17 protein-coding genes are annotated in these 23,932 nt (G+C 56.3%); 13 read left to right on the top strand and 4 right to left on the bottom strand.

Annotated features, from left to right (window positions below; translation table 11 throughout):
- Positions 1–383: 383 nt before the first annotated feature.
- From prsT to tssJ, 4 genes are all read right to left on the bottom strand, one after another.
- On the bottom strand, positions 384–3,182 hold the full coding sequence (gene prsT / locus ACUHMQ_RS08495) for an XrtA/PEP-CTERM system TPR-repeat protein PrsT (RefSeq protein ID WP_445295025.1): 2,799 nt from the start codon (positions 3,180–3,182) through the stop codon (positions 384–386).
- A gap of 224 nt (positions 3,183–3,406) precedes the next feature.
- Complete coding sequence (icmH, locus tag ACUHMQ_RS08490; protein WP_445295024.1) at positions 3,407–4,189, bottom strand: type IVB secretion system protein IcmH/DotU; 783 nt, start codon at positions 4,187–4,189, stop codon at positions 3,407–3,409.
- Positions 4,186–5,535: a type VI secretion system baseplate subunit TssK gene (tssK, locus tag ACUHMQ_RS08485; protein WP_445295023.1), complete on the bottom strand. Its 1,350-nt coding sequence runs from the start codon at positions 5,533–5,535 to the stop codon at positions 4,186–4,188. Before tssK ends, icmH begins: the two co-directional genes overlap by 4 nt.
- Positions 5,536–5,671: 136 nt before the next feature.
- On the bottom strand, positions 5,672–6,238 hold the full coding sequence (gene tssJ / locus ACUHMQ_RS08480; protein ID WP_445295022.1) for a type VI secretion system lipoprotein TssJ: 567 nt from the start codon (positions 6,236–6,238) through the stop codon (positions 5,672–5,674).
- A gap of 156 nt (positions 6,239–6,394) precedes the next feature.
- Between tssJ and ACUHMQ_RS08475 the strand changes: the two genes are divergently transcribed.
- The 13 genes from ACUHMQ_RS08475 (at position 6,395) to ACUHMQ_RS08415 (ending at position 23,839) form a co-directional block, all read left to right on the top strand.
- Positions 6,395–7,048, top strand: coding sequence for a tetratricopeptide repeat protein (locus ACUHMQ_RS08475; RefSeq protein WP_445295021.1), 654 nt, complete (start codon positions 6,395–6,397; stop codon positions 7,046–7,048).
- Between the two features lie 28 nt (positions 7,049–7,076).
- Complete coding sequence (tssB, locus tag ACUHMQ_RS08470; protein ID WP_445295020.1) at positions 7,077–7,589, top strand: type VI secretion system contractile sheath small subunit; 513 nt, start codon at positions 7,077–7,079, stop codon at positions 7,587–7,589.
- A complete protein-coding gene (gene tssC / locus ACUHMQ_RS08465) occupies positions 7,590–9,080 on the top strand; it encodes a type VI secretion system contractile sheath large subunit (protein ID WP_445295019.1) in 1,491 nt (496 codons plus the stop codon).
- A 300-nt stretch (positions 9,081–9,380) separates the two neighbouring features.
- Complete coding sequence (locus tag ACUHMQ_RS08460; RefSeq protein WP_445295018.1) at positions 9,381–9,884, top strand: Hcp family type VI secretion system effector; 504 nt, start codon at positions 9,381–9,383, stop codon at positions 9,882–9,884.
- 87 nt (positions 9,885–9,971) lie between these two features.
- On the top strand, positions 9,972–10,475 hold the full coding sequence (gene tssE / locus ACUHMQ_RS08455) for a type VI secretion system baseplate subunit TssE (protein ID WP_445295017.1): 504 nt from the start codon (positions 9,972–9,974) through the stop codon (positions 10,473–10,475).
- A 6-nt stretch (positions 10,476–10,481) separates the two neighbouring features.
- Entirely contained in the window at positions 10,482–12,326 is a 1,845-nt protein-coding gene (gene tssF / locus ACUHMQ_RS08450; protein WP_445295016.1) for a type VI secretion system baseplate subunit TssF, read from the top strand.
- Complete coding sequence (tssG, locus tag ACUHMQ_RS08445) at positions 12,290–13,306, top strand: type VI secretion system baseplate subunit TssG (protein ID WP_445295015.1); 1,017 nt, start codon at positions 12,290–12,292, stop codon at positions 13,304–13,306. The genes tssF and tssG overlap by 37 nt, the downstream gene beginning before the upstream one ends.
- A 128-nt stretch (positions 13,307–13,434) precedes the next feature.
- Positions 13,435–16,089, top strand: a complete 2,655-nt coding sequence (gene tssH / locus ACUHMQ_RS08440) for a type VI secretion system ATPase TssH (protein ID WP_445295014.1) — start codon at positions 13,435–13,437, stop codon at positions 16,087–16,089.
- A 267-nt stretch (positions 16,090–16,356) separates the two neighbouring features.
- Complete coding sequence (gene tssA / locus ACUHMQ_RS08435; RefSeq protein ID WP_445295013.1) at positions 16,357–17,433, top strand: type VI secretion system protein TssA; 1,077 nt, start codon at positions 16,357–16,359, stop codon at positions 17,431–17,433.
- A gap of 101 nt (positions 17,434–17,534) precedes the next feature.
- Positions 17,535–20,336: a type VI secretion system Vgr family protein gene (locus ACUHMQ_RS08430; RefSeq protein ID WP_445295012.1), complete on the top strand. Its 2,802-nt coding sequence runs from the start codon at positions 17,535–17,537 to the stop codon at positions 20,334–20,336.
- Positions 20,337–20,369: 33 nt separating this feature from the next.
- The gene (locus ACUHMQ_RS08425) at positions 20,370–21,818 is read left to right on the top strand and encodes a hypothetical protein (protein ID WP_445295011.1); all 1,449 of its coding nucleotides are present in this window, start codon (positions 20,370–20,372) and stop codon (positions 21,816–21,818) included.
- A gap of 9 nt (positions 21,819–21,827) precedes the next feature.
- Positions 21,828–22,760 carry a hypothetical protein gene (locus ACUHMQ_RS08420; protein ID WP_445295010.1) on the top strand — a complete coding sequence of 311 codons (933 nt, stop codon included), beginning with the start codon at positions 21,828–21,830 and terminating at the stop codon, positions 22,758–22,760.
- Positions 22,761–22,777: 17 nt separating this feature from the next.
- Complete coding sequence (locus ACUHMQ_RS08415) at positions 22,778–23,839, top strand: hypothetical protein (protein ID WP_445295009.1); 1,062 nt, start codon at positions 22,778–22,780, stop codon at positions 23,837–23,839.
- Positions 23,840–23,932 lie beyond the last annotated feature (93 nt).

Genomic DNA, 23,932 nt, shown 5'->3' with positions numbered 1-23,932 from the left:
TCTTTTATTTACAGCAACTTACAACTAACCCCTAAAAACAGAGAGGGAGATTTGTAAAATAATTCGACACGCGGAACACTAAGCGCCTAGTTACGATCTGTCGCAAGCGCTTGTCAGCAGAGCGCAGAGCAACACAGAAACCGGAATGTACGTTGGTACATGAGGCGGTAAATGAACATGTCGAGGCTGTTCTTAACGCCGTATTGCCGACGCGCAGCAGGCTTTGCGTTACACAGGTTCTAAGAACCTGTTCAAGATCTGTCGTGAGCAGCTGTCAGCGGGGTGCAGAGCAGCGCAGAAACCGGAATGTACTTAAGTACAAGAGGATTTCGAGCAGCACATAAGCCCTGATCACAGCTGCGCAGTAAGATCGTGAACAGGTTCTAAAGACCCAGTTCCGACACCAACTTATTCACCTCGGCAGTACGCTCCAGCCCACCCCTGGCAGCTAAAGCAGCCTGCATCTCTTCCTTCGCCTCTGATTTGCGGCCTGTTTTGGATAATGCGTATGCAAGGTGGTAACGAATTTCCCCATCCTCCGGGCTGCGTAACCGTGCTTCGCGCAGATAGCGCAGACCCGCTTCCAGCTGACCTTGCTGCACGAGGATCCAACCCAATGTATCGGCATATGCCGGGTTGTTTGGTACCAGCTTGAGCGCACGCTCAGCCACACCTTGAGCAGCCGAAGCATCCTTAAGCTTGAGCAGAAGGTTGGCGTAGTTGTTCAACGCTACCGCGTCACTGGGGTCGGCTTCCGTCGCCTTGGCAAAACTTTGCTTGGCCGCCTGCAATTGACCTGCACGAAATTGCACTTCACCCAGTGTCTTCAGCGCCACCAAATCGTCCGGCTTACGCTTCACCCATCCTTCCAGAAAAGAAGCGGCTTTACCCGCGTCCCCCATACGCAAATACGTCTGCGCCACTTTCAACACATTCGCCGTAGAAGGTTCCAATTCCAAAGCTTTGCTATAGCTCGCCAGGGCCATGGCGTACTGGCCGCGTGTCATCGCAAGGTCTCCGGTCGACAAGGCGGTAAGCAGATGATTCGGGTATTTGGTCGACAGCGCTTTCAACGCTTCATCGGCTTTCACCGGTGTGCCGCGGCGCATCTCGATTTCCACCAGGAACGCCATGACAGCTGGATCATCAGGGCGACCCTGCAATGCCTTCTGCGCATCGTAATACGCAGCATCACCATTGTTTGCCTGCAATTGCAGGCGCGCTATCTCCAACAGAATGTCCGTGTTGTATTCGGCCAGCCTTGATGCAAGCTGCAAGGTATTTCGGGCATTAGCATAGTCCCCCATGCTCAGAAAGGCTCTCCCCAACGCAAGCTGTGCAGGGGGTGCATCTGGGTACTTGGCTGCCAGTTTCTTGGCAATCGTCAACGCATATTGGAACTGCCGTTGCGAGCGGTAGACTTCAATCAAGGCCAGGAAAGGCCGCATATCGCTACGTGGCAGCTCGCTCGCTTTCTGCAGGTGGCGCACCGCCTCGGCAGGCCGCCCTGCCCGGAATTCCAGCAGCCCAAGCTCGAAAATCGCATCGGCATTATCTTGCCGCTTCGCCAGAAAATCGGTCAGGCGCTTACGTGCGTCATCCAAGCGCCGCTCGCTCACATCCAGCTTGGCCATATTCAGCACAGCGGCAGGGAAAAGCGGATCCTTACTCAGCAGGTTGTTGAACGCTTGGCGTGCACCGGTGATATCGCCATTGGCCGCCTTCAAGGAACCCAGGAAATTCATCGCCGTGAAATTGCCAGGGCTGTTTTTCGCCACCGTCTCCGCCGCTTGCAGCGCCTTTTTGTTTTCACCATGCCGCATGTAGAGCACAGCCAGCGCCATACCCGCCTGCGTATCGGAAGGATTCGCAGCAAATGTCCGCTCCAGGCTGATCCGCCCGACTTCGGTCTGCCCCATGCCCAACTGGCTGAAAGCAAGCGTACGGTTGACCTCACCTGAATTCACCTTGGCGGCGGCCTGGCTAAGCAGATCGGTAGCCAACTGGTAATTGCGCAGCGCCATATGTACCGTACCCAACAGGTACAGCACCTGCGGGTCCTGCGGTACATCGCGGCGCAAGTCGCCCAACAAGGTCAGTGCACGGGTGTAGTCCTGTTTCTCCGTATATATACCCGCCATCAGCTTGCGAGCCTCGATACTTCGAGGGTTACGGGCAAGTATCATCGTGAGGTATTCGCGGGCTTTTTCCTGATTACCCAAACCATGGTGGGCGAGCGCACCAACCATCAGCAACTGTTCACGCCGCCCCAGCCAAGCCGGGCGCAGCGAATCGACCAGTTTCACCACATCCAAGAGCGCCCTGTTGGTCGCCGAAACATCCCCGTGCTGGCTAGCGATCAGCGCCAGCAAGTAAGCAGCGCGTGGCTCTTCGGGAATATTCTTTATGATGTAATCGAGGTCCGCCTTGGCTTCTGCTTCGCGCTGTAAATCCAGCAGCAAAGCTGCGCGGGCAACCCTTGCATCGGCCAGCTTTGGTTCGATAGTTAAGGCACGCCCGTAAGCCGTCAGTGCGCCATTGAGGTCCATACCCGCATGCAATACCGAGGCATACATATTCCAGGCAAACGCATTACTTGGCGCAAACTCGGTGGCCTGAATAGCCAGTTGTTTCGCACGATCGAGCTGATTACTGCTCAACAACAATGGAATCTCGGCAATCAAAGGGCTGACCGCCCGCGGATCCAGCTTACGCGCAGCCTCGAAACTCTGTCTGGCCAACGCGGGCTTGCCCATTTCGATAAAGGCGGTCCCACGCATCGACAGCACGTCCACCTGCGTCGACAACGGTAAACCCGCTGCCGGCGCAGTGGCGATAACCGACTCCGGCTTGCCCAGCGCCAGATAGACCTGCCCCAGCATCGGAATCACTTCGCTGGGGCTGACACCCTGCTGCATTGCGGCTTCCAGTGCCGCCTCTGCGCCCTTCAGGTCACCGTTCTTCAGCAATGCTTTACCCAGCAGCAAATGGGCTGGCAGCATTTTGCTGTCCTGCTGCAGGCTGTTCTTCAGCTGAATAATGGCGCCAGGCAGGTCGCCCCGTTCATAGCGCTTTAACGCATCTTCAAAGAAGCGGCCCGCTTCGGCCATATCGGCCTGTACCGGCAGCGCCAAGCCCAGCAGCAATACAAGCAAGCCCTTCAATGCTGGGAAAGGGCGCATGGAGCGGGATGGTAAAGGTGTTTTCTTCGGCGTCGGCGTCTTCAAACACATCTGTATTTGTATCCGGCAATCTTGGGCGGGAGAGGTCTGACGCACATTACGTCATCCACCAACACCAAGTTGTATTGGCTGTGTATCCTGAACCAGGCATCGGTGCCCTGGCTGCTAGAAGATAGCCCATTGCATGGGCCTGCCTCAACAAGCCAAGCCCATGCATGCCGAAATCAAGGCAGATTGATCGTGATATGTGCCGCTTGTGGTGGTGATTGCAACAAATCGTTGAATGGCTTCATCTCGCTATCCACCCGATAACCAAGCAGCGCCTGCAAACCAAGGAAGGCCACCAGTCCCAGCGCCGCCATGCCAATCAGGATGTAAGTCAAAGGGATGTTCCCCTTGAGCATATGGTTGACCTTGTCCGGAATGGCCCAGAAGGGAGAAAAACCCGTGCGCTTACCACGCATAAAAGCAATCTCGTCACCAAGGCGCGCTGTCAGCAATGCCAACTTTTCCGGGGCTTCAAGCATGTACTTGCCCTGAAAGCCCAGCAACAGGCAGTAGTGGAAAATTTCCAGCGTTTGCAACGAAGGTGCGCCATGGCCACGCAACTGATCGAGCTTCACAAAGAAGTTCTCTCCAGCCAGCTGGTCGCCAAAAAACGCCAACTGTAGTGGATTACGGCCCCACTCATCACGGATATCGAACTGCGAGCCCAGAATCGTCTCATCCAGCAGGGCACAGAAAGCGTACTTGGCGGCAAACACATCGTCCGCGCTTGCACTCATACGCCGCGCGCTCGACTCAAAGGTATCGAGCAGCTCACGAGTCTGGCTGCGCAGATGTTCAGCACTGTTCGGCACATAGGAGCGCTTGAGCATAAACACCAGGTAGAAACCGTCGTACAAAAGCTCAAGCATCGACTTGTTACTGCCGTTAGTGCCAGCGCGGCCGTTCTGTGGGTTCGCTGCACCACCAGGAAACAACGAAGGGGTGGCTGAAGTACTCATTGTGTTACCGCCAGAAGTTCAAGTTTGATGTCTTGGAAGCCCGTAGGCACATAAATCTGCAAGGACTGGGCTTGCAGCATCCGCTCGTAAAGTGAGCCTCTCGGCTCCAGCTCGAAGTAATAAGAACCGGGCCGTACTGGAATCGCGCTGGGCACCACAGGCACATGGACCAGCCGAACACCCGGCATGGCTGACAGCACGAGTTTCTCCACATCATCCGGCGCGCCGATCTTGAAACGTAACGGCGCGTGCTCCACCAATTCTGCCGCCGGCATGGCGCTCGCAACAGCAAGGTAGAACCGGGTCTGCGCATCGATCTTTTCTGAATCGAGCCGACCAGCCCAGAAAGCCGGTTTGACTTCGCTGATCGCAATACTGAAGACGCGGGTAGAAATAACGGTTTCCAGCAGCGCCCGGATCATTTCGTCGAGTTTCTGAAAAGAACTGGTGAGGTCCTGGTGAGAATAGACCGGCAACTCACTCAGGCTGTAAGCCTTGGTAAAGGTCATCAGCCCACCCGCCAAAGTCAGCAGTTGATGAAACAACCGCTCCGGGTGCAACAGTGGATGCTGATGAAAATGCAACAGACTGGCATAGGCAGTCGACGCAGTATGCAACAACCAGAACGACGCCACGTCACCAGAACGGAATTCAATCACGTTTTTACCCGGCTCGCGATGATGCCCATAGAGCGCGCTGACTTTGGCCTGCAGAATATCCAGGAGGCGTCGCAGCATGGACTGCAAAGTTGAGGATGCAGCAATGTTGACCAAGGGCGGTATGAACCCCGTATCCAGCTCAAACCCACCGGTCTGGCTGCGGCGGACACGCGCCAGAGGCACTGTGATCCAACCATCCAGCGAATGCATGCTGGTTAAAAGCCGTACCTGCCGACGCAACACCGACACCTCGGCCGATGCCGCATTGGTGAACAAATCCCAGGTCTCTGTTTCATCGATGGCAAAACGGGTGGCGCGACGATCGTTTCCCCCTTCTGGCTGCACATTCTGCGCACCGGCGCGTAATGGCGGGAGCCCAGCATAGATGAGGAAAGCATCGGGCAGATCAGGCATGGCGTTAAGCTGCAATGCCTCGGGCAAGGGATCACACCCGGGTCCGGCAAATGGCTCCCTGTCGGGAAAAACAAGGCTAAGTTCTTGTGCCACCAGGACCCCACCCGCCAGTGCATCCACGTCGAAGCGAACACTGCGCACGCCCCAGCCATAAGGATGCAGTAACTGACTGACTTCATTCAGTCTGTCATCGTGGTAAGCATCTTGTTGTTGAAAATGCTGCGGACGAAGAAATAAGCCTTCACCCCAAAGGACACGCGGAATATTCGACATTTATTATTTCGCTTATATAGGCTGCTATTTTAATTTCATCTTTCGATAGCAGACTTTTCATTGACAAAGCAATTGCTCAAGACTGTGACCATTTTAAATAAGCCAAAAAATTGGTCACCATATAAAAGCTGTAAATTCAACTACATGCTGCCGACCCGGCGCGAGATAAAGTCTTCAACAATTCTTTATCTGAAAGACCTTCGGTTATGGTAAAGCTGCAGCGATGTACGCCAATTAATAGAGGTTTATCATCCAATGCGCTGACTGGCAATACGGCGCGCCAACGGACAGGTTGTGGGCTCTGAAACGACATCACCAGCCCCAAATACCGGGTATCGGGTGGAAGCAGCTCATCGAGCTGATACTGCTGCCCAGGCGTCAGGATCTGCTCCTTGCTGCTGATCAGGTCTTCCTTCAAACCCGCAGTTGCAGCGCCACCACTCTCAAACGCCTCACGGGTCATTGCCTGGAAGTTGTCAGCGTTGCGTAGTTTGAACAGTCGCAGCACCACAGCATTCCCACGCCCTGATCTGTCGCTGTTTACGCTGCCTCCCGCCGATATCACCAGCTTCAGCTTCCTGCCAGTCTCGTCCTTGTCGGCCATCCCTACAGCACGCAGGGCAGCCTTGCCTACCGGCGTAGCACAACCGGCCAGCAGACAGAGAAATACAACAACATATAACGCATTTAGAATTACCCGCATGAGTAGCCTTAGGTTTTCAACATATTACATAATTAATATTAGCACTTATTAATTCTTGAAATATTCAGGTATCACCGCATTGCATTTAATACCAAAGAAAGCTTAGCATTATCGAATTATTTTGTCATAAGATGGCTTACTGGAGACTAATATAATATGAATACTAAGTTTGATCCTCCCGTGTCGCGCTTAAAAAATGGGCTGCTTTGCGTGTTGGTTGCCAGCACCCTGGTTGCTTGTGGTTCCGCCCGCCCCCCCTCGTCATCCGACTCCCTGCTGAAACAAGCCAATGAAGCGATGAATGCCGGCGCTCAGGATAGAGCGGCGGAATTGTTGATTCAGGCCACCAAGCAGAACCCGACCAACGAAGTCGTCTGGGTCAAGCTGGCTCAGGTCCAGTTCGAGCGTCAGGACTACCCCAAAGCGATCGATGCCGCCACAGAAGCGCTTGCCCGCTCGCCCAACAGTACCGAGGCGCGCAGCATCATCTTTGTATCGAGCATGCGTCTGGCTGTCACCAGCCTCAGTGAAATCCGTGCAGATACACCACTCAGCGACTCCAACAAGTCCGAAGCCGAAACATTGGTGAAAGAGCTGCGGGATACGCTAGGCGAATCCATCCTGATTCCAGGCGTCAAGTCCATCAACAGACCGGCAGCGCGTCCACGGCCTCGCCCAATTGCTACCAAACCACAGGCTGACACGCCCGCCACCCCGGCCGCGCCTGCAGCCGTTGCGCCAGCGGTAACGGCAAAACCGCAACCTGCGCCCAGCACGCCTTCAGCAGATCCGTTCGGTGCACTAAGGTAAATAAGTTCGGTTTATAAGGATATCTATCATGGCAAAACGTGAAAGCACTCAGAAAAAACTGCAGCGCGTGCGGCCTCCGCGCGTCCAACTCACCTATGACGTTGAGGTAGGCGATGCTATCCAGCAGAAGGAACTACCCTTCGTAATGGGTGTGGTCGGTGACTTCGCAGGCGATTCGACTGTCGCTCAGCCCAAGCTCAAGGACAAAAAATTTGTAAATATCGATGGCGACAACTTTGATGAAGTGATGGGCGCGATGGAGCCCCGCGCCAAGTTCCGGGTGAATAACAAGCTGACTGACAAGGGCGGTGAATTTGCCGTGGATCTGGCTTTCCGTTCGATGGAGGACTTCCGTCCTGAAGAGATCGTCAAGCAGATCGACCCCCTGAACAAACTGGTCGAAGCCCGCACCCGGCTTTCCGACCTGCGTAACAAGGTGGCCAGCAGCGAAAAGCTGGAAGACCTGCTCAATGATGTGCTACGTAACACCGAAAAACTCGAGAAGCTGGGCAAGGAAACCGGTGGTGGGGAGGAAAAGTAAATGAGCGAACTCATGCAACAAGCGAATTCTCAGGCTGGAGCAGCTGCTGCCGAGGGCAGCCTGCTCGACCAGATCGTCGCCGAAAGCCGTGTCGCCAAATCTGGCACCGAGCATGAGCGCGCCAAAGACCTGATCTCCGAACTGGTCAAGGAGGTCATGCAAGGCACAGTGGTGATGTCAGACAATCTGGCGGCCACTTTGGATGCACGCATCGCCCAGATCGACGAATTGATCTCGGCCCAACTCAGCGAAGTCATGCATGGTCAGGCCTTCCAGAAAATGGAAAGTTCCTGGCGCGGCCTCCACTACCTGTGCCGTGAAACAAGTACAGGGGTGTCGCTGAAAATCAAGATGCTCAATACCACCAAGAAGGAATTGGTGAAGGATTTCCAGACCGCCATCGATTTTGACCAGAGCGCCATGTTCAAGAAGGTCTACGAGGAAGAATTCGGCACGTTCGGCGGCGCCCCTTTTGCCGCACTGATCGGTGATTTCGAGTTTTCCCGCCAGCCTACCGACATGTATTTCCTGGAACAGATGTCACATGTCGCCGCAGCGGCACATGCGCCATTCATTTCCGCAGCATCACCGGAACTGTTCGGTCTGGACACCTTTACCGACTTGGGCAAACCACGCGATATGGCCAAGGTGTTCGACACGGTCGAATACGCCAAATGGCGTTCCTTCCGTGAATCGGAAGATTCCCGTTACGTCGGCTTGACGCTGCCCCACTTCCTGGGCCGCCTACCTTATGACCCCAAGGACGGCACAACCGTCGAAGGCTTCAACTTTGTTGAGGAAGTCGATGGTTCCGACCACAGCAAATATCTGTGGGTAAACGCCGCCTATGCCTTCGCCGCACGCCTGACTTCCGCTTTTGAGAACTACGGCTGGTGCGCCGCCATACGCGGTGTAGAGGGTGGCGGACTGGTGGAGGGCCTCCCAACCCATACCTTCAAGACCGATGATGGTGAGGTCGCACTCAAGTGCCCAACCGAGATCGCCATAACCGATCGCCGCGAAAAGGAACTGAGCGATCTGGGCTTTATTCCGCTCGTTCACTGCAAGAATACCGACTACGCAGCCTTTTTTGGCGCTCAGTCCGCCCAAAAAGCCAAGAAATACGATAGCGAAGCAGCCAATGCCAACGCCGTGCTGTCGTCCCAGTTGCAGTACATCATGGCAGTCTCCCGCGTCGCACATTACCTCAAGGCGATGATGCGGGACAAGATCGGCAGTTTCGCCTCCGCCGGCAATGTGCAGGATTTCCTCAACAAGTGGATTTCCCAGTACGTATTGCTGGACGACGGCGCTTCGCAAGAAGCCAAGGCGCAGTTCCCGCTGCGTGAGGCATCTGTGGAAGTGGCCGAAGTACCTGGCCGCCCCGGCGTCTACAAGGCCGTTGCCTTTTTACGTCCCCACTTCCAGCTTGATGAGCTGTCGATCTCTCTACGCCTGGTTGCCGAGCTGCCTCAGTCGGCCAATCGTTGATAAATGACAATAACCAAAAAAGCGATATCCCTTAAACAATAACCAGGCAAGGCGCATGGCAGGTGGCTCAGCCACCTGACCAGCACTGAAGCTGACGTACCTACACTCCTTCGCAGCGGTTGCTAACCCACCGCTGCAAGGCAGGTGTCCGGCTCATGAACTGGTATTTGTAACTCAGTCAACAACGCATTTCCCCATCAGAATCCGTTTCACGGCCTGAGTTACCAACCAGATCATCGAGCGATTTTCGTCATAAATTTTTAAACAAGTGCCTTGGCACTTCTTAGGAGCAAAGGAAACATGAAAGATATCTACGTCCAGTTCACCGGCAAGTTCAAAATCGACGGAGAGTCCACCGATAGCAAGCACACAAATTGGGTGGAAGTCGATAGTTGGGCACACCAGATCATGCAACCGAAGTCTGCTACCGCCTCCAGTTCAGGTGGCCACACTGCTGAACGCTGTGAGCATGGCGATATGCAGTTCGTCAAACAGATCGACAAGGCCAGCCCCAAGATGTGGGAAGCCTGTTCAGCCGGTCAAACCTTCGACGAAGTAACCGTCGACTTCATGCGTGCGGACGGTAACGACCGTGTGAAATATCTTGAGGTCAAGATGAAACACGTGCTGATCTCGACCGTTGCACCGAATAGCGGTGGCGGCGGTATCCCCAGCGAAAGCTTCTCGCTACGCTATGCGGCTATTCAATGGACTTACACTGCACAAGGCACAGGTGGTGGTGCCAAGGGCAACACGTCTGGCGCCTGGAGTTCTGCCAAGAACACCAACAAGTACGAAGCTTAAGTGCTGGATGACAGAGGGGCGGCGCTTGTGCCGCCCTTTTGTGCGATAGCGGCATTCGCCTTTGCCTGGTAACTACGGAGAAATCCGATGCTGGATCGCAATCTGTCGCGTGGTTTTGCCCCGACTTTGTTTGAAAAATTGTTTGATGACAATCCCAAGGTACAGAGCGAATCCAATCCCTTGCGGCGGTTGAACATCGAACAACTCAAGGAATCGGTCGCCAACGACCTGGAAGCGCTGTTGAATAGCCGCCGCGGTCCCGATGAGACATTGGCCGACTATCCATTGGCGAACCACTCCATCCTCAGCTTCGGCATCCTGGACTTCGTGGGCATGAGTCTTTCCAATCCGGCCGATTGCTATCGCATCTGCCGTACCCTGGAAGAAACCATACTCTGCCACGAGCCTCGCCTTAAGAACGTACGTGTCCACCTCGAAGCCGACCAGGGCTCGACCAACTCCCTGCTTTTTTCGATCAGCGCACTGCTTGTTGTCTATCCGGCCCAGGAGCCGGTGAGCTTTGATGCGATGTTGCAACCTACTATTCAGCAATACTCGGTCAGCCAAGGCCGCCGAGTGAAAGCCACTTAAAGCATCATGGAAGAGTTGCTTCCCTATTACGAACGCGAACTGGCCGTACTGAAACGCCACGCTCGTGAATTCGCCGAACAGTACCCGAAGATTGCCGGCCGTCTCTTGATGTCGGGCGAGGCGGTGGAAGATCCGCATGTTGAGCGTTTGATCCAATCGTTTGCCCTGCTCGCCTCGCGCGTGCACAAAAAGCTGGATGACGAATACCCCCAGCTCACCAACGCCTTGTTTCAAACCCTCTATCCGCAATATCTTCGCCCCTACCCGTCCTGCTCGATTGCCAAGCTCGGCGGCGCAACCGCCCAGCTTACCGCTGCGGTGAAGATTCCCCGCGGCACCGCTTTGCAATCGCGCCCGGTCAAGGGGATCGCCTGTAAGTTTCATACTGCGTTTGACGTCAACCTGCTGCCCGTCGGCATTGAAGACGTTGCCTACGCAACGGATTGGACACCCCCAAGCGGCACGCAGATTCCCAATACTGCAACGTCCATGCTCACCATCGGCATTACCGGGTTGGCCGAGCAGCTGTCATTGAACCAGGCACTGCAGCAACCCCTGCGCATCTTCCTGGATGCCGAGCCCTCGGTGGTCGCGTTATTGCGTGAGGCCTTGTTCCAGCGCTGCATCACCGTTGCGGTCGATACTGGCTTTGGGCCGTGGAAGTTAATTCAAAAGCAGCTGATCCACCCTGTTGGCTTCGCCGACGATGAAGCCCTGGTGGAAGACGATGCCCGCAGCCATTCCGCCTACCGCCTGTTGACCGAATACTTTGTATTCCCAGAGAAGTTCAACTTCATCGACCTCGATGTCTCAGATGTTGTTGCCAGCATGCCGAAAGGGCTGCGCAAACTGAAGTTGAACTTCATGCTTGCCACGTCGCGTGACGACCGCCGGTTTGATCGCTTGTTCGACAACCTGCTCGACGGCCTGAATGCCGCCAACTTCCAGCTGTTCTGCACACCGGTGGTCAATCTGTTCAAGCAGCATGCCGAACCTATCCGGCTCAGCCACAAGCAGGTGCAGTACACCGTATTGCCTGATGCCCGTCGCCCCCAGGCTTTCGAGGTCTATTCGGTAGACCGGGTTGCCCAGGTTCGCGAGAACGCCGACAACGCCACGGTCCATGCCTTTCACCCTTTCTACTCGCTCAAGCATGGCACGCCCTCAGCCGCGGGCCGGTATTGGCAGGTAGTGCGTGACGAGCAGCTGATCGAACGCAGCCCCGGTTTTGAATACCAGATCACCATCGTCGACCCAGACTTCAATCCCATTAACGACGATGTGGAAACGCTGAGCATCGACCTCACCTGCACCAATCGCGACCTGCCATCCCAGCTGCCTGTTGCCCAGGTTGGCGGTGACTTGTTCGCAGATGGCGTGGCGGCAGTCAAGACCATCCAGTTGTTACGCAAACCCAGCCAGCCCGCCCGCTTCAAGCACACAGGGGATGGCGCATGGCGGCTTGTGTCGCAGCTAACGCTGAACCATTGGTCTGTCACTGACGACGATGGCGACAGCCTGCGTGAATTGCTGACCCTGTACGACCTTGCCCGCTCAAGCCAAAACCGCCGCGCCATCGATGGTGTCGTACGCGTCAACTGCTCGGCCAGTTCTGCCCGGATGGCAGGCAACCCCTTCCCCACCTTTATCCGGGGCATGGAAATCCGCATTGCGGTTCGCGTCGATCACTTTGTTGGCAGCGGGATATGGCTCTTCGCCGAACTGCTTTCGCATGTATTCGGCTTGGCTGTGAATCTCAACAGTTTTACCCGGGTCGTGCTGGAAGATGCCGAAACCGGAGAGGTGCTCAGGGAATGTCAGCCGCGCAACGGCCTTCGTCCTATCGTCTGATCGACAAGCTGCTCACACAGCCCCAACAGTACCAGTTCTTTCAGGCGGTACGCGTGCTGTCGCGTCAGCTGCATCTGCACGAAGGGGCCGATCCGGACCGTGTGGTGGGCGAACGCATCCGTTTTGGCAGCTCACTCAGCCTCGCCTTTCCACCCAGTGAGGTGGAATCGCTTGAAAGCCCAGCGGGTGATGCTGGCAGCAACGCCCCTTACCGCATGGTGCCCGCCTTTATCGGCATGACCGGGCCAAGCGGCGCCATGCCGCGCTTCTATACCGAGAAGCTGGCAGAACGCCTGCAAGTGCACCGTGACCCTACCGCGCATGCCTTCATGAATGTCTTCAACAACCGCATGGTGGCTTTGTTCTACAAGGCTTGGCAGAAGTATCGCCTACCGTTGCGGCATGAAAGCGGCCAGCGTTTTCTGCCGGAATTGCTCAGCCTCTCGGGTAAGCAATTGGGCTTGGACAAACCGGCGGACAGCGATGAAAACATCGCACCCTATGCGGCATATGCAGGGTTGCTGCGACACCAACCGGTCTCTGCCGAAAATCTGCGCCGAGTACTGGCAGACTACTTCCAGGCCACAGTCGAGGTAGAGCAGTTTGTCGGCCAGTGGTTCGATATCCCGCCCTCGCAACAGACCCGCCTGGGCGGCAGCATTGCCGTACTGGGGGAAAGCGCCTGCTGCGGCGCAAGGTTATGGGAACGGCAAAGCCGGCTTCGGCTCCGGTTTGGTCCATTGCGATCAAAAGCCTATCGTTCGCTGTTGCCAGATGGAGCCGGGTCCAGCGCTTTACGCAGTCTGTTGCAGTACTGGTGCGGCATCAGCGTCGAATTTGAAGTGCAACTGATTCTGCACCGCGATGACGTTGCCCCTGCACGCCTGAACGGTATGAGCGGTCAACTTGGCCGAGATGCAGTGATAAGCAGCCGAGCCGCTCCCGACCATGTCGATGAAGCGCGTTACATCTTGAATTAAAGTTTTTTAATTGGGGCTCTATCGCGATCCATTCAGTACAAAGTGGTGGTCGTAAGCAGGTTCTAAACTGATTTAGATTTACATACAAACATACTCAAAAAACTAGCTGGCAAGCACGAGGAAAAACCATGGCAAGTAATCTCAAGGCATTGATTTCCAAACTCACTCCCACCGCACGCCTGGCCGCCGAACGTGCTGCCAACCTGTGCATGACGCGGGGTCATTACGAGGTGGACCTGGAACATCTGTTCCTTGCCTTGCTGGAGCAGCCGGGTTCAGACCTGCTGGTGCTTTGCCAGAAGTTCGATATCAGCTCAACTCAGCTCGAACGCGACCTGAACCGCGAACTGGAAAACTTCAAGACCGGCAATGCCCGCACCCCGGTCTTTTCCCCTCACCTGCCCACTCTACTGGAGCACGCGTGGTTATTGGCATCGATCGAGACCGGCACGTCGTTGATCCGCAGCGGGCATATCCTGCTGGCCCTGCTGACTGCGCCGGACCTTGCGCAACTGGCACGGCGCGGCTCGGCCTTGTTCGCGCGTTTCCCGCTCGATACGCTCAAACATAAGCTGGCGGAACTGACAGCCAAGTCGGCCGAAGCCGGTGAAGCCATCCAGAACGCCCCACAAGCCGATGATGCCGCACCGGGCGATACCGCCGTCAGCAGCATCGCCAAGACGCCGGCGCTGGACCAGTTCACCAGCAACCTCACCGCACGGGCGCAGGAAGGCAAGATCGACCCCGTCATCGGCCGCGAAAGCGAAATCCGCCAGGCGATTGATATCCTCACCCGTCGCCGGCAGAACAACCCCATCCTTACCGGTGAAGCCGGCGTGGGCAAAACCGCGGTGGTGGAAGGTCTGGCGCAGAAGATTGCTGCCGGCGATGTCCCGCCTCCACTACAGAACGTGGCACTGCACGTATTGGACCTGGGCCTCTTACAAGCCGGCGCCAGCGTGAAGGGCGAATTCGAAAACCGCTTGAAGAACGTGATCGATGAGGTCAAGAAGAGCCCCCACCCTATCATCCTGTTCATTGACGAAGCCCACACCATGATCGGTGCCGGCGGACAAGCCGGACAGAACGACGCCGCCAATCTGCTCAAGCCCGCCTTGGCGCGCGGTGAGTTGCGTACCATTGCCGCCACGACCTGGGCTGAATACAAGAAGTACTTCGAGAAAGATGCCGCGCTGGCCCGCCGTTTCCAGGTCATCAAGGTGGATGAGCCCAACCTTGATGTCGCCGCCAGCATGCTGCGCGGTATGGCCGGTCTGATGGAAAAGCACTTCAATATCCGCGTACTGGATGAGGCGATTGTCGATGCCGTCCGCCTTTCCGCCCGCTATATCACCGGCCGCCAGTTGCCCGACAAAGCCGTCAGCGTGCTCGACACCGCTTGCGCACGCGTGGCGCTGGCCCAAAGCGCCAAACCCGAAGCCATTGAACTGGCCGAGAAACGGCTTGAACGCATCGACGTGGAAATCGCAGCCCTGCAACGCGAAGTAGCAGCAGGCGGCAGCCATACCGACAAGCTCAAGGAACTGCGCGAAAGCCGTACACAGCTGGCCGCCGATATCGAAAGCCAGAACAAGCGCTGGCAACAGGAGCTGGGCTTGGCACGCCAGATTGGCGAATTACGCCAGACACTGGAACAAAAGCACAACGCCGACCCAAAAGCCGAACTCAAAACCGAACGCGCCGAGCTCGATCGCCTCAAGACCGAACTCAAGACGCTGCAAGGTGAGGCCGGCCTTGTGCCCACCTGCGTGGATGGCAGCGTCGTCGCCGATATCATCTCGGCCTGGACCGGTATTCCCGTCGGCAGCATGGTCAAGAATGAGATCAAAGCCATCCTTGGCCTTGCCGATACGCTCAAACAAAGGGTAATCGGCCAGGACCACGCCATGGCAGGAGTTGCACAGCGCGTGCGTACCGCCCGCGCCAATCTGGAAGACCCGAACAAGCCCAAGGGTGTGTTCCTCTTCGTCGGCCCCTCCGGTGTGGGTAAGACCGAAACCGCCTTGGCCTTGGCGGATTCGCTTTACGGTGGCGAGCGCAACCTCATCACCATCAACATGAGCGAATATCAGGAAGCGCATACCGTGTCCTCACTCAAGGGCTCCCCACCCGGCTATGTCGGTTACGGTGAAGGAGGTGTGCTGACTGAAGCCGTACGGCGCAAACCGTATAGTGTGGTCCTGCTCGATGAAGTGGAAAAAGCCCATCCTGATGTGATGGAGATGTTCTTCCAGGTCTTTGACAAAGGCGTGATGGAAGATGGCGAAGGACGAGAAATCGACTTCAAGAACACCTTGATCATCCTGACCTCGAATGTCGGCTCATCCACCATCATGCAAGCCTGCCTCAACAAAGCGGCTGGGGAACTGCCCGATGCCGACAGCCTGGCCGAGATGATCCGCCCGCAGCTGTTCAAGGAGTTCAAGCCCGCTTTGCTGGGCCGCATGAAGGTGGTGCCGTTCTATCCGATTTCGGACGACGTGCTCGAAGCCATCATCCGCCTCAAGCTCGACCGCATCGTCAGCCGTGTCGCGGCCAACCACAAAGCTGCTTTCGTTTACGACGACAGTCTGGTCGACGCAGTATTCCAGCGCTGTACCGAAGTGGATAGCGGCGCGCGTAATGTCGACCATATTCTCAACGGCACCATCCTGCCCGAAATCGCAGGTTCGGTACTGGAACGGATGGCCGAAGGAGAACCGATTCAGAAGATCAAGGTGGGGGCAACCAAGGCTGGCAAGCTGACTTACAAGGTCAGCTGACCGCCTTACGATCTTGCTTCGTAGCTGTAAGAACCTGTTCAAAAACAGGTTCTAAGCGGCAGTAGTTACTAATAGTTAGTCAACAAACTGTTACGATCCGCCATAGGCAGTTAGCACAATATAATCTGTGTCATCGATGGGAAAAGCGGCAGTTAGACCGCAAACACCCCATCGCTTTGCCAACCGTATGTTAAGCCATGCAAACCGCAGCAAAGTATCAAACCGGGTTGGCGCGAGCGTGCCGGCCCAAGGAAGAGGAAAAGTATCATGCAAGACAAAGACGCCCTGCTACAGCCCTTATCCGGCCCTGGTGGTTGCGGTGAAGACCTGAGTTTCTCCGATGAGTTCGATCGCATTCGCGAAGCGCGGCGTGAAGACGATGCCAATCTCGCTCAAGGCGACTGGGTTGCCACGCTGAAAGTGGCCGACTGGGACGCCGCTTCTGACTTGTGCACCGAAGTACTGGTCGAGCGCAGCAAAGACTTGCGCGTTGCCGGCTGGTACGCCGAAGCCGAAGCAAAGCTTTACCAGTTTGCCGGCCTGGCCCACGGTTGCGAAGTGCTCTGCAGCCTGATCGAACAGTACTGGGAGACCATCTACCCCGAAGCGGAGGATGGCGACCAGGAGCTGCGCATCGGCACCCTATCGTGGTTTGTGACGCGTTCAGTCGAACTGATCCGGCAAACACCACTGACCAAGAGCGCCAAGGGTAACTTCAGCTTGGCGGATCAGGAATCGGCCCGGGCGTTTGAAAGCGCGATGGAGAAAGACCCGGACCTGCGCGACAACATCCCGGAGGGCAAGCCCACGCTCGCATTGATTGCCGAAGCCCAGCGCACCACCGCGAAAGACTTCCTCCGCAGCCTTATGGCGGACCTGCAAACCGCGCGTATTGCGTGGGATGCGCTTGCCGAGGCCATCGATTCCCGCCTTGGTGTGGATGGCCCGTCTTTCCGCGAAATCTTCGATGCCTTCGATGCGGTGGACAACCAGCTGCAACGCGTTGCACGTGAACAGGGCATATCGGGCGGTGGCAACCCCGCTGCTGCCGATACTGCCGCCCCGGCTGCCGGCAATGGTGGTGCAGCAACGGGGTTCGCCCCTGCCGCGGTGGTGATTGGCGGCGCAATCCAGCACCGCAGCCAGGCATTGCAGCAGTTGCGCCAGGTTGCCGACTTCTTCGAGCAGACGGAGCCGCACAGCCCTGTCACCTATCTGGCCCGCAAAGCAGCCGACTGGGGTGACATGCCGCTGCACCAATGGCTGGCCGCCGTGGTGAAGGATGACAGCGCGCTGTCGCAACTCAATGAATTGCTCGGCGTGCGTACCGAGCAAGACATGTAAGCCGTTGGACCTATGCACATCGCGCCCTGCCCTTTGGCTAACCGAGCCCACGGCAGGCGCTCCGGCTGAACTTCCGCTCTTGGCGCATACCATCGGACATCATGTCATCATTTCCCGCCCTATCCAGCTCCGCCCCGGCCTCACTCAGTTCGGTTACGGACAACATCGGCAAGCTGCTCGGCAACCTTAGCCTGCAGCAACACGCCCGGCTTATCCGCCTCGACGGCACGCCTGTTCCGGTGCTGGTCGAACGCTTTGATGGCCACGAAGCGCTGGATACACTTTTCCGCTTCGAGGTGGACGTCATCGTTGAACTGGCCGGCCTTAAGCAAGCCGACTGGTGCGGCAAGGAGTTGCAGCTGAGCATCATCGATGCCAGCGGCAAGCTCATTCCCCGCCATGGCCGGGTAGCGCATCTGGCGGAAATCGGCAGCGATGGCGGCTACAGCCGTTACCGCATCGTCCTGCTGCCGTGGGCAGCCAAGCTTGCCGGCCGGCACGACACCTGGGTATTTCAGGACAAGACGGTGCTGGACATCGCCACAGAACTGTTCAACGACTACCCCGAGGCCAACTGGCGCAAGTCGGTTACCCAGCCGTTACGCAAACGCAGCCTGTGTATCCAGTACGAGGAAAGCGACTGGGACTTCATCTGCCGCCTCTTTGGCGAAGAAGGACTGAGCTTTGTATTTGAACACCTCGCCGAAGCCGGCAGCAATGGCGACAACGCTTTGTCACGCTGTCGCCTGCATGTCTTCGACAGCAAGGCCCAACTCGACGATGCCGGCTCATTCCGCTTTGGCCATGTCAGCGCCGCGCTGAGCGACGACCGTTTCACTCGGTTTGAAGGCCAGATCCGCGCCCAGCCCAACAGCGTGCAACAGAGCAGCTGGGATTACCGCAAGCTGCACGCACCAGCGGGTACCGCCACGTCCACCCAGCCCAAGGGTGAACTGGCCGCGCTGGAAGATTACGACGGCAGCGGCACCTACCGCTTTGACGATGCGGAACAGGCCGAGCAGATCGCCGCCCTGCGCCAGCTGGCGCACGATAGCGAAGCCGAACGCTTCACTGCCGAAGGCGCAGTACGTGCTTTGCGCCCCGCCCAGATATTCACCCTGCTCGACCATGCCGATTACACCGGTCGCCGCTTTACGGTACGCAGCATTGAGCACCATGGCGCCAACAATCTGCACGCCAATGTGGCCGACTGGCAGCAGGCTGCCAAAGCCGAAGCAGGCAGTTACCGCCATTGCATCAGCTGCCAGGCTGTCGAGCGTCCATTGGCGCCAGCCTTCCGAACCAAACCCATCGCCCCAACGCAGACTGCACTCGTGGTGGGGGTGCCCGATACGCCCTTGCGCAGCGACCGCCACCATCGCATCAAGATTCAGTTCGGCTGGCAGCGCGGCAAACAGCCCAATAGCGGGGGGCTGGCCCATAACACCGGCGACAATGCTCCGGGTTCCGAAGCCGGCTTTACCTGGGTGCGGTTGGCTGAATGGTTGGCCGGCCCCAACTGGGGTACCCACTTCACCCCACGCGTGGGTGACGAGGTACTGATCGCCTTTATCGACGGCGATATCGACCGGCCCATGGTGGTCGGCAGTGCGTACAACGACCAGGCCACCCCGCCCTACGCCGCCGGCCACGATGGCCCCGCCAACCATGCAGGCCACCTGAGCGGCTTTCATAGCCAGGCGCTGGACGGCACCGACTACAGCCGCTGGGTGATGGACGACACACCTAGCCAGCTGCGCAGCCAGCTCAAGACCAGCCGGCAGGAGACGGAACTCAACCTCGGCCACCTCATCGCCCAACCGGCATTTGCCGCCCAGCGCGGGCGCTACCGTGGCGAGGGGCTGGAACTACGTACCGATGGCTGGGGCAGCCTGCGTGGCGAAGCTGGCCTGCTGTTCAGCAGCCATACGCAAGCCCAGGCCAACCAGACCCAGCTGGCTGCCCACGCTACCCAGGCGCAGATCAAGGGGGCCGAAACGCTGGTGCAGACGCTGGGCGATACCGCAGCCACCCACCATACCCTCGCCATCCACAGCCAAGATGCGATCAAGCAGCTGCACGCGCAGATCAACCAGTACAGCGGCGCAGTCAACGGCCACGCCGCCCAGCAACCCGATACTGAGGGCGACGGCCGTAAGCTCAAAGACCCGGTTGAAACCCTGCAGGACAGCCCCGCCGTCCTCGAAACCCCCAGCGCCCTCGCCGCCATTACCGAAGGCAGCCACCTGCTGTACGCCGGTGGCGCCCTGCATGCGCTGGGCCGGAACGATGTACAGCTCACCGCCCAGCAAACCGCCACCATCCAGGCAGGTAACCGCGTCGGCCTTTTCACCCACCATGGCGGCATGAAGCTGATTGCCGCCGAGGGCGACCTTCACATCGCTGCACATACCGACCTGCTCCACCTGACCAGCGAACAAGCCCTAACCCTTACCAGCACCGACGACAGCATCGAAGTCACCGCCCAGGACAGCGTCACCCTGTTTGGCGGCGGTGCAGCGGTGGAGCTGCGAGGCGGCAACATCACCTTCAAAGCCAGTGGCGAGTTTTTAGTGAAAGGGAATTCAGGGGCATTTTCGGGTGGGATGGAAGCGGGAACGCCTTTGGCGTTGCCGGAAGGGAAGTTTGCAGAGCCGCCAAACTGGATTGCTATTGAGCACTTCGATGCCGATGGCAACCCGATGGAGGGCGTGGGTTACACCATCCGTTTTACCGGCGGTTCCGTCCTGAAGGGCAAGCTCGACAGTGCAGGCAAAGCACGGCACGAGGGTGTTCCCAACGAGCAGGCTACTGTCACCTACGAGCCACGCGAGCCCGAAAAAGACAAGCCGTGGAACCCGCTTCAAGACTTGGTCAAGGCCGCTAAAGACAAATTGGCCTGATCCAGCCACACAAGAACAAGCGAGAAAATTGGAATGTGGGACGAACTTGAGAATGCGCTGGCATGGTATGGCAGTGCGCCAGCGCGCTGGGTGCAAAGCGCCAAGAAGGACATGTCTGCCGCAGCAGAGTGGATTTGGGAGGTATTACAAGGGGACTTCAACGACGACCAAACCACCGCCCAAGTTATCACCGGCACCGTTATTTCCATGGTGCCGCTGGTTGACCAGATTTGCGATGTGCGCGATGTCGTCGCCAACTGCCACAAAATCAATCAGGACAGCAGCAACAAGTCCGTCTGGCTGGCGCTGGGCTTAACCCTTATCGGCCTGATTCCGATACTGGGCTCCCTCTTCAAGGGTTGCGCGAAAATCCTGTTCAGTTACGTACGCCGGGGTGTCTTGAAAGGTGTGGTCAAAACCGTCGATAGCGACTTATGGAAGGCAACCACCCCATTCGTCGAGGCCGGCATTGCCAAACTCAATGTTCACTTGGCGTCCCCCGCAGTACGCAAAGTGCTAGCCCTGCATAAGATCGACAATGCCTACAAGGAACTAGCCAAAGCCATCAGGCAACTTAAGGGCAAGGTTACAACAGCAGCCATGCTCAAGGCGTTCGACGAGATCATTGCCGTATTGCAAGACTTGGCAGGGCTGATGGACAAATGGGGCAGCGCGGCTTTGAAGACCAAAGCTGGCCAGATGCTGCTCGCCGTTAAACGAGTGCGGGACAAAGCCAAAGCTGGGTTGGATAGCGTGACTAAGCCGCTGCAGGACTGGCTCGGAAAACTTGCAGAACGGATAGATGTTGAAGCTGATCACATTTACCGCGGCAGCCCTAAAACATTCAACTTGCACCCTTTGGTCCGCCCCACTCAGGAAGCGGAATTAATAGCATTTCGAAAGGAAAAGCCGGAGTGGGTAAGTAAATCCAAATTTCTCAGCTTCCCACCATTAGAAACCGCACCAAAAAAGGCAGAATGGCCGGATTTAAACCCTGTTGTTGAGCCCGGCAAGCGACACCCATTGAAAGATGCTTATAAGACTTTTCACGATGCAGAAGCTGTCCCTTTCCCACCAGGAACTGTGCTTTACCGAGTACTCGACCCAAATTCTGGTGACAACAGTATCTGCTGGATGACGAAGGAGATGTTCGAGTCTCTAAAAAGCAAAGCAGACTGGCGAGAGCGCTTGGCTGTTTGGCGAAACTGGAACAGTAATGGTGAGTACGTAACTTACACGGTGCCGCCTGGGAAGCCATTAAATGCCTGGGTAGGCAAAGCAGCAACGCAGGAAATGCGAAACAGCGACGAAGTTGTTGAGTTCACCCTGAAAGGTGGCGGTGAGCAAGTCGTACTCGACCCTACTCACCTAGACATAAACTATATGAGCAGACGTAAACCCACTGGCTGGGGATATGGTGACGCCACGCACAAACCGGACTTAACCGGTGTGCCTTTACTCATCAGTAATTGGTTCAAATAAGATAAAGCCATGCCCACACCTCTCACTCCGCAAGAAATCTACTTGCTCGAACGCTATAGCTCGCTTGCCTATTACGAAGCGATGCGCGATGCATGGGAAATCATGCTCAAGCACGTTGAAGACTGCATGGACCGCTTTATGCGGCAATTGCCACCCGACTACCGAAACAGAGCACAACACCTCCAACCTGATATCGGCTGGGGGACAGTTTGCCTGCCAAATTTCCGTAGCACGATGGACAGCTTAAACCGCAGTTTTATTCGACTCACACATGGTGACTTACACGGACTAGGCTCAGCAAGCCGTGTAGAGGGAGACGTACGAGGACAGCGCGATTACAACGCAGATTGGATGGATGAAGTCGAGTCGGGTGCCGCGGCGAAGTATGAAGAAATGCTCTACTTGGCGAGCCACTATGCAGATAACATCTATAGAGCTTGCAGTGGCATCTGGATGTTGGGCTCTCTAACAACTAGATACGATGAACGAAATCGAGGGCCACTTAATCCTCCCCAAACTTGGCCCACCTATCGCCTTAACAACAAAATCCAAGTCAAGACAGATGATATCGTTAAACAAAGCGGCATTTATTTGCCCGATGTCGACGATAGTTGCGCTGCTCTTCTTATTGGAGGAGATGAAGCCATACCAGCCTCAATTGGTTACGATCCCAATAGGTTGCAACGTATTTCCATCGCTCCTACAACTTGGACACTGGTTGAGCGCATTGCCGACAGCGGTGGCGGTGAAACTTCACCTAGCGAGCAACTGGACCGTTTGCGTTGCGAAAGCAACAAGCCATGCCCCAAATCCGGCTACTGGTGGACGCCCGCAGCCGGCCCAAGCAGCCGCAAAAAATTCAAACAAGGTGAAACCATGCCAGAAGTTGAATCCAACTACGGCGCAACCATTTGGCAGTGGGATAGTAATCAAGCTGGCTAAGGTTAAGCGAAACAACCATGCCACCTCCGCCTACTGATATTTATGGAAACCCGCTCGACAAAGGTCTGCCGTTTGTATTAAACAAATGGCAAAAAAGACAAGCTGCCCTGCTTTATTACTGGACATCAATGCCTTATTTACAAGGCTTGTTGGATCTTATCGACGCTCTAATTAAAGGAGCCGATGTCACCCTAGAACTAGCTAAGCTGCAAGATCGCGATGCTCTGCTAACTAATAAACGCTGGGGCGTACGTGATACATCGGCTAACTGGGGTACCTTTGTTTACCCAGCGTTGGAAGACTTCAGAAAATCAACCATAGAAGATATTGCCCTAAGGCCAACTGATTTCTATTGCAAAACTGGGGCCTACCAATGTGGCCGTATGTTTAGTGAGTATTCCTCGCTCTGGATGAGTGCTGAAGAAGAAGAACAATTCAGCAAACAGCTAGATGCAATTTGCAGCTACGCCTTTAAACTTGACGCTGTTGTCTCGCCTCAACGCGCATTGAAAGACTTTTCATTATCTGAAGAATGGGTAGAAAACATTGCACTTTTCCCACGCCTGCCCAAATTCAAGGTTCGTACCGACATCGTGGCCGAAAGTGGACAGTTGCCTGCCAAATCGGGCGTTTATGTTCCACAAGATGACCCTTTAGGGACCCTACAATTTGGTTGGCCCGGAAATGAGGAAGGCATTCTGGCGGAATGCGCCACATTCAACCCCTTAGGCCAACGACTGGTAAAGGAAGTAGGCCGTGATGCGCTTTGGGGAGATAGCGCCAAATTAACAGCATTTGCCGTCGATGCCGGCAAGCGGGGGGATTTAAAGATTTTTAGGGGATTCGCCCCTGGTGATGAAGCCGATCCCATGGCTGCCCCTGTCATGCTGTCTCAAAATTGCGCCATCAGACGCCCCTGTAAATGGTACTTCGTTGAACTAGTCGAAGGCGAATACGACGACGTAGAGGAAGAAACCCCACAACAAGCTCAGCCAGAACGCCTTCGGTGCGAAGCTGGCAAACCCTGCCCACAAGCCGGCTATTGGGGCACCTCGAAAAACCCTCCGCCCATGGCATGATTCCGACATCCAAAAGTCAGCCCTCCAATCATGATCAAATCCAGTCTGTTTGCCAGTGAAGAACGTGAAGCCAAACTGGATCAGCTGGGCGAT

Source organism: Chitinimonas violaceus (genome assembly GCF_052601015.1).
This window is presented reverse-complemented; position numbering and strand designations above follow the sequence as displayed.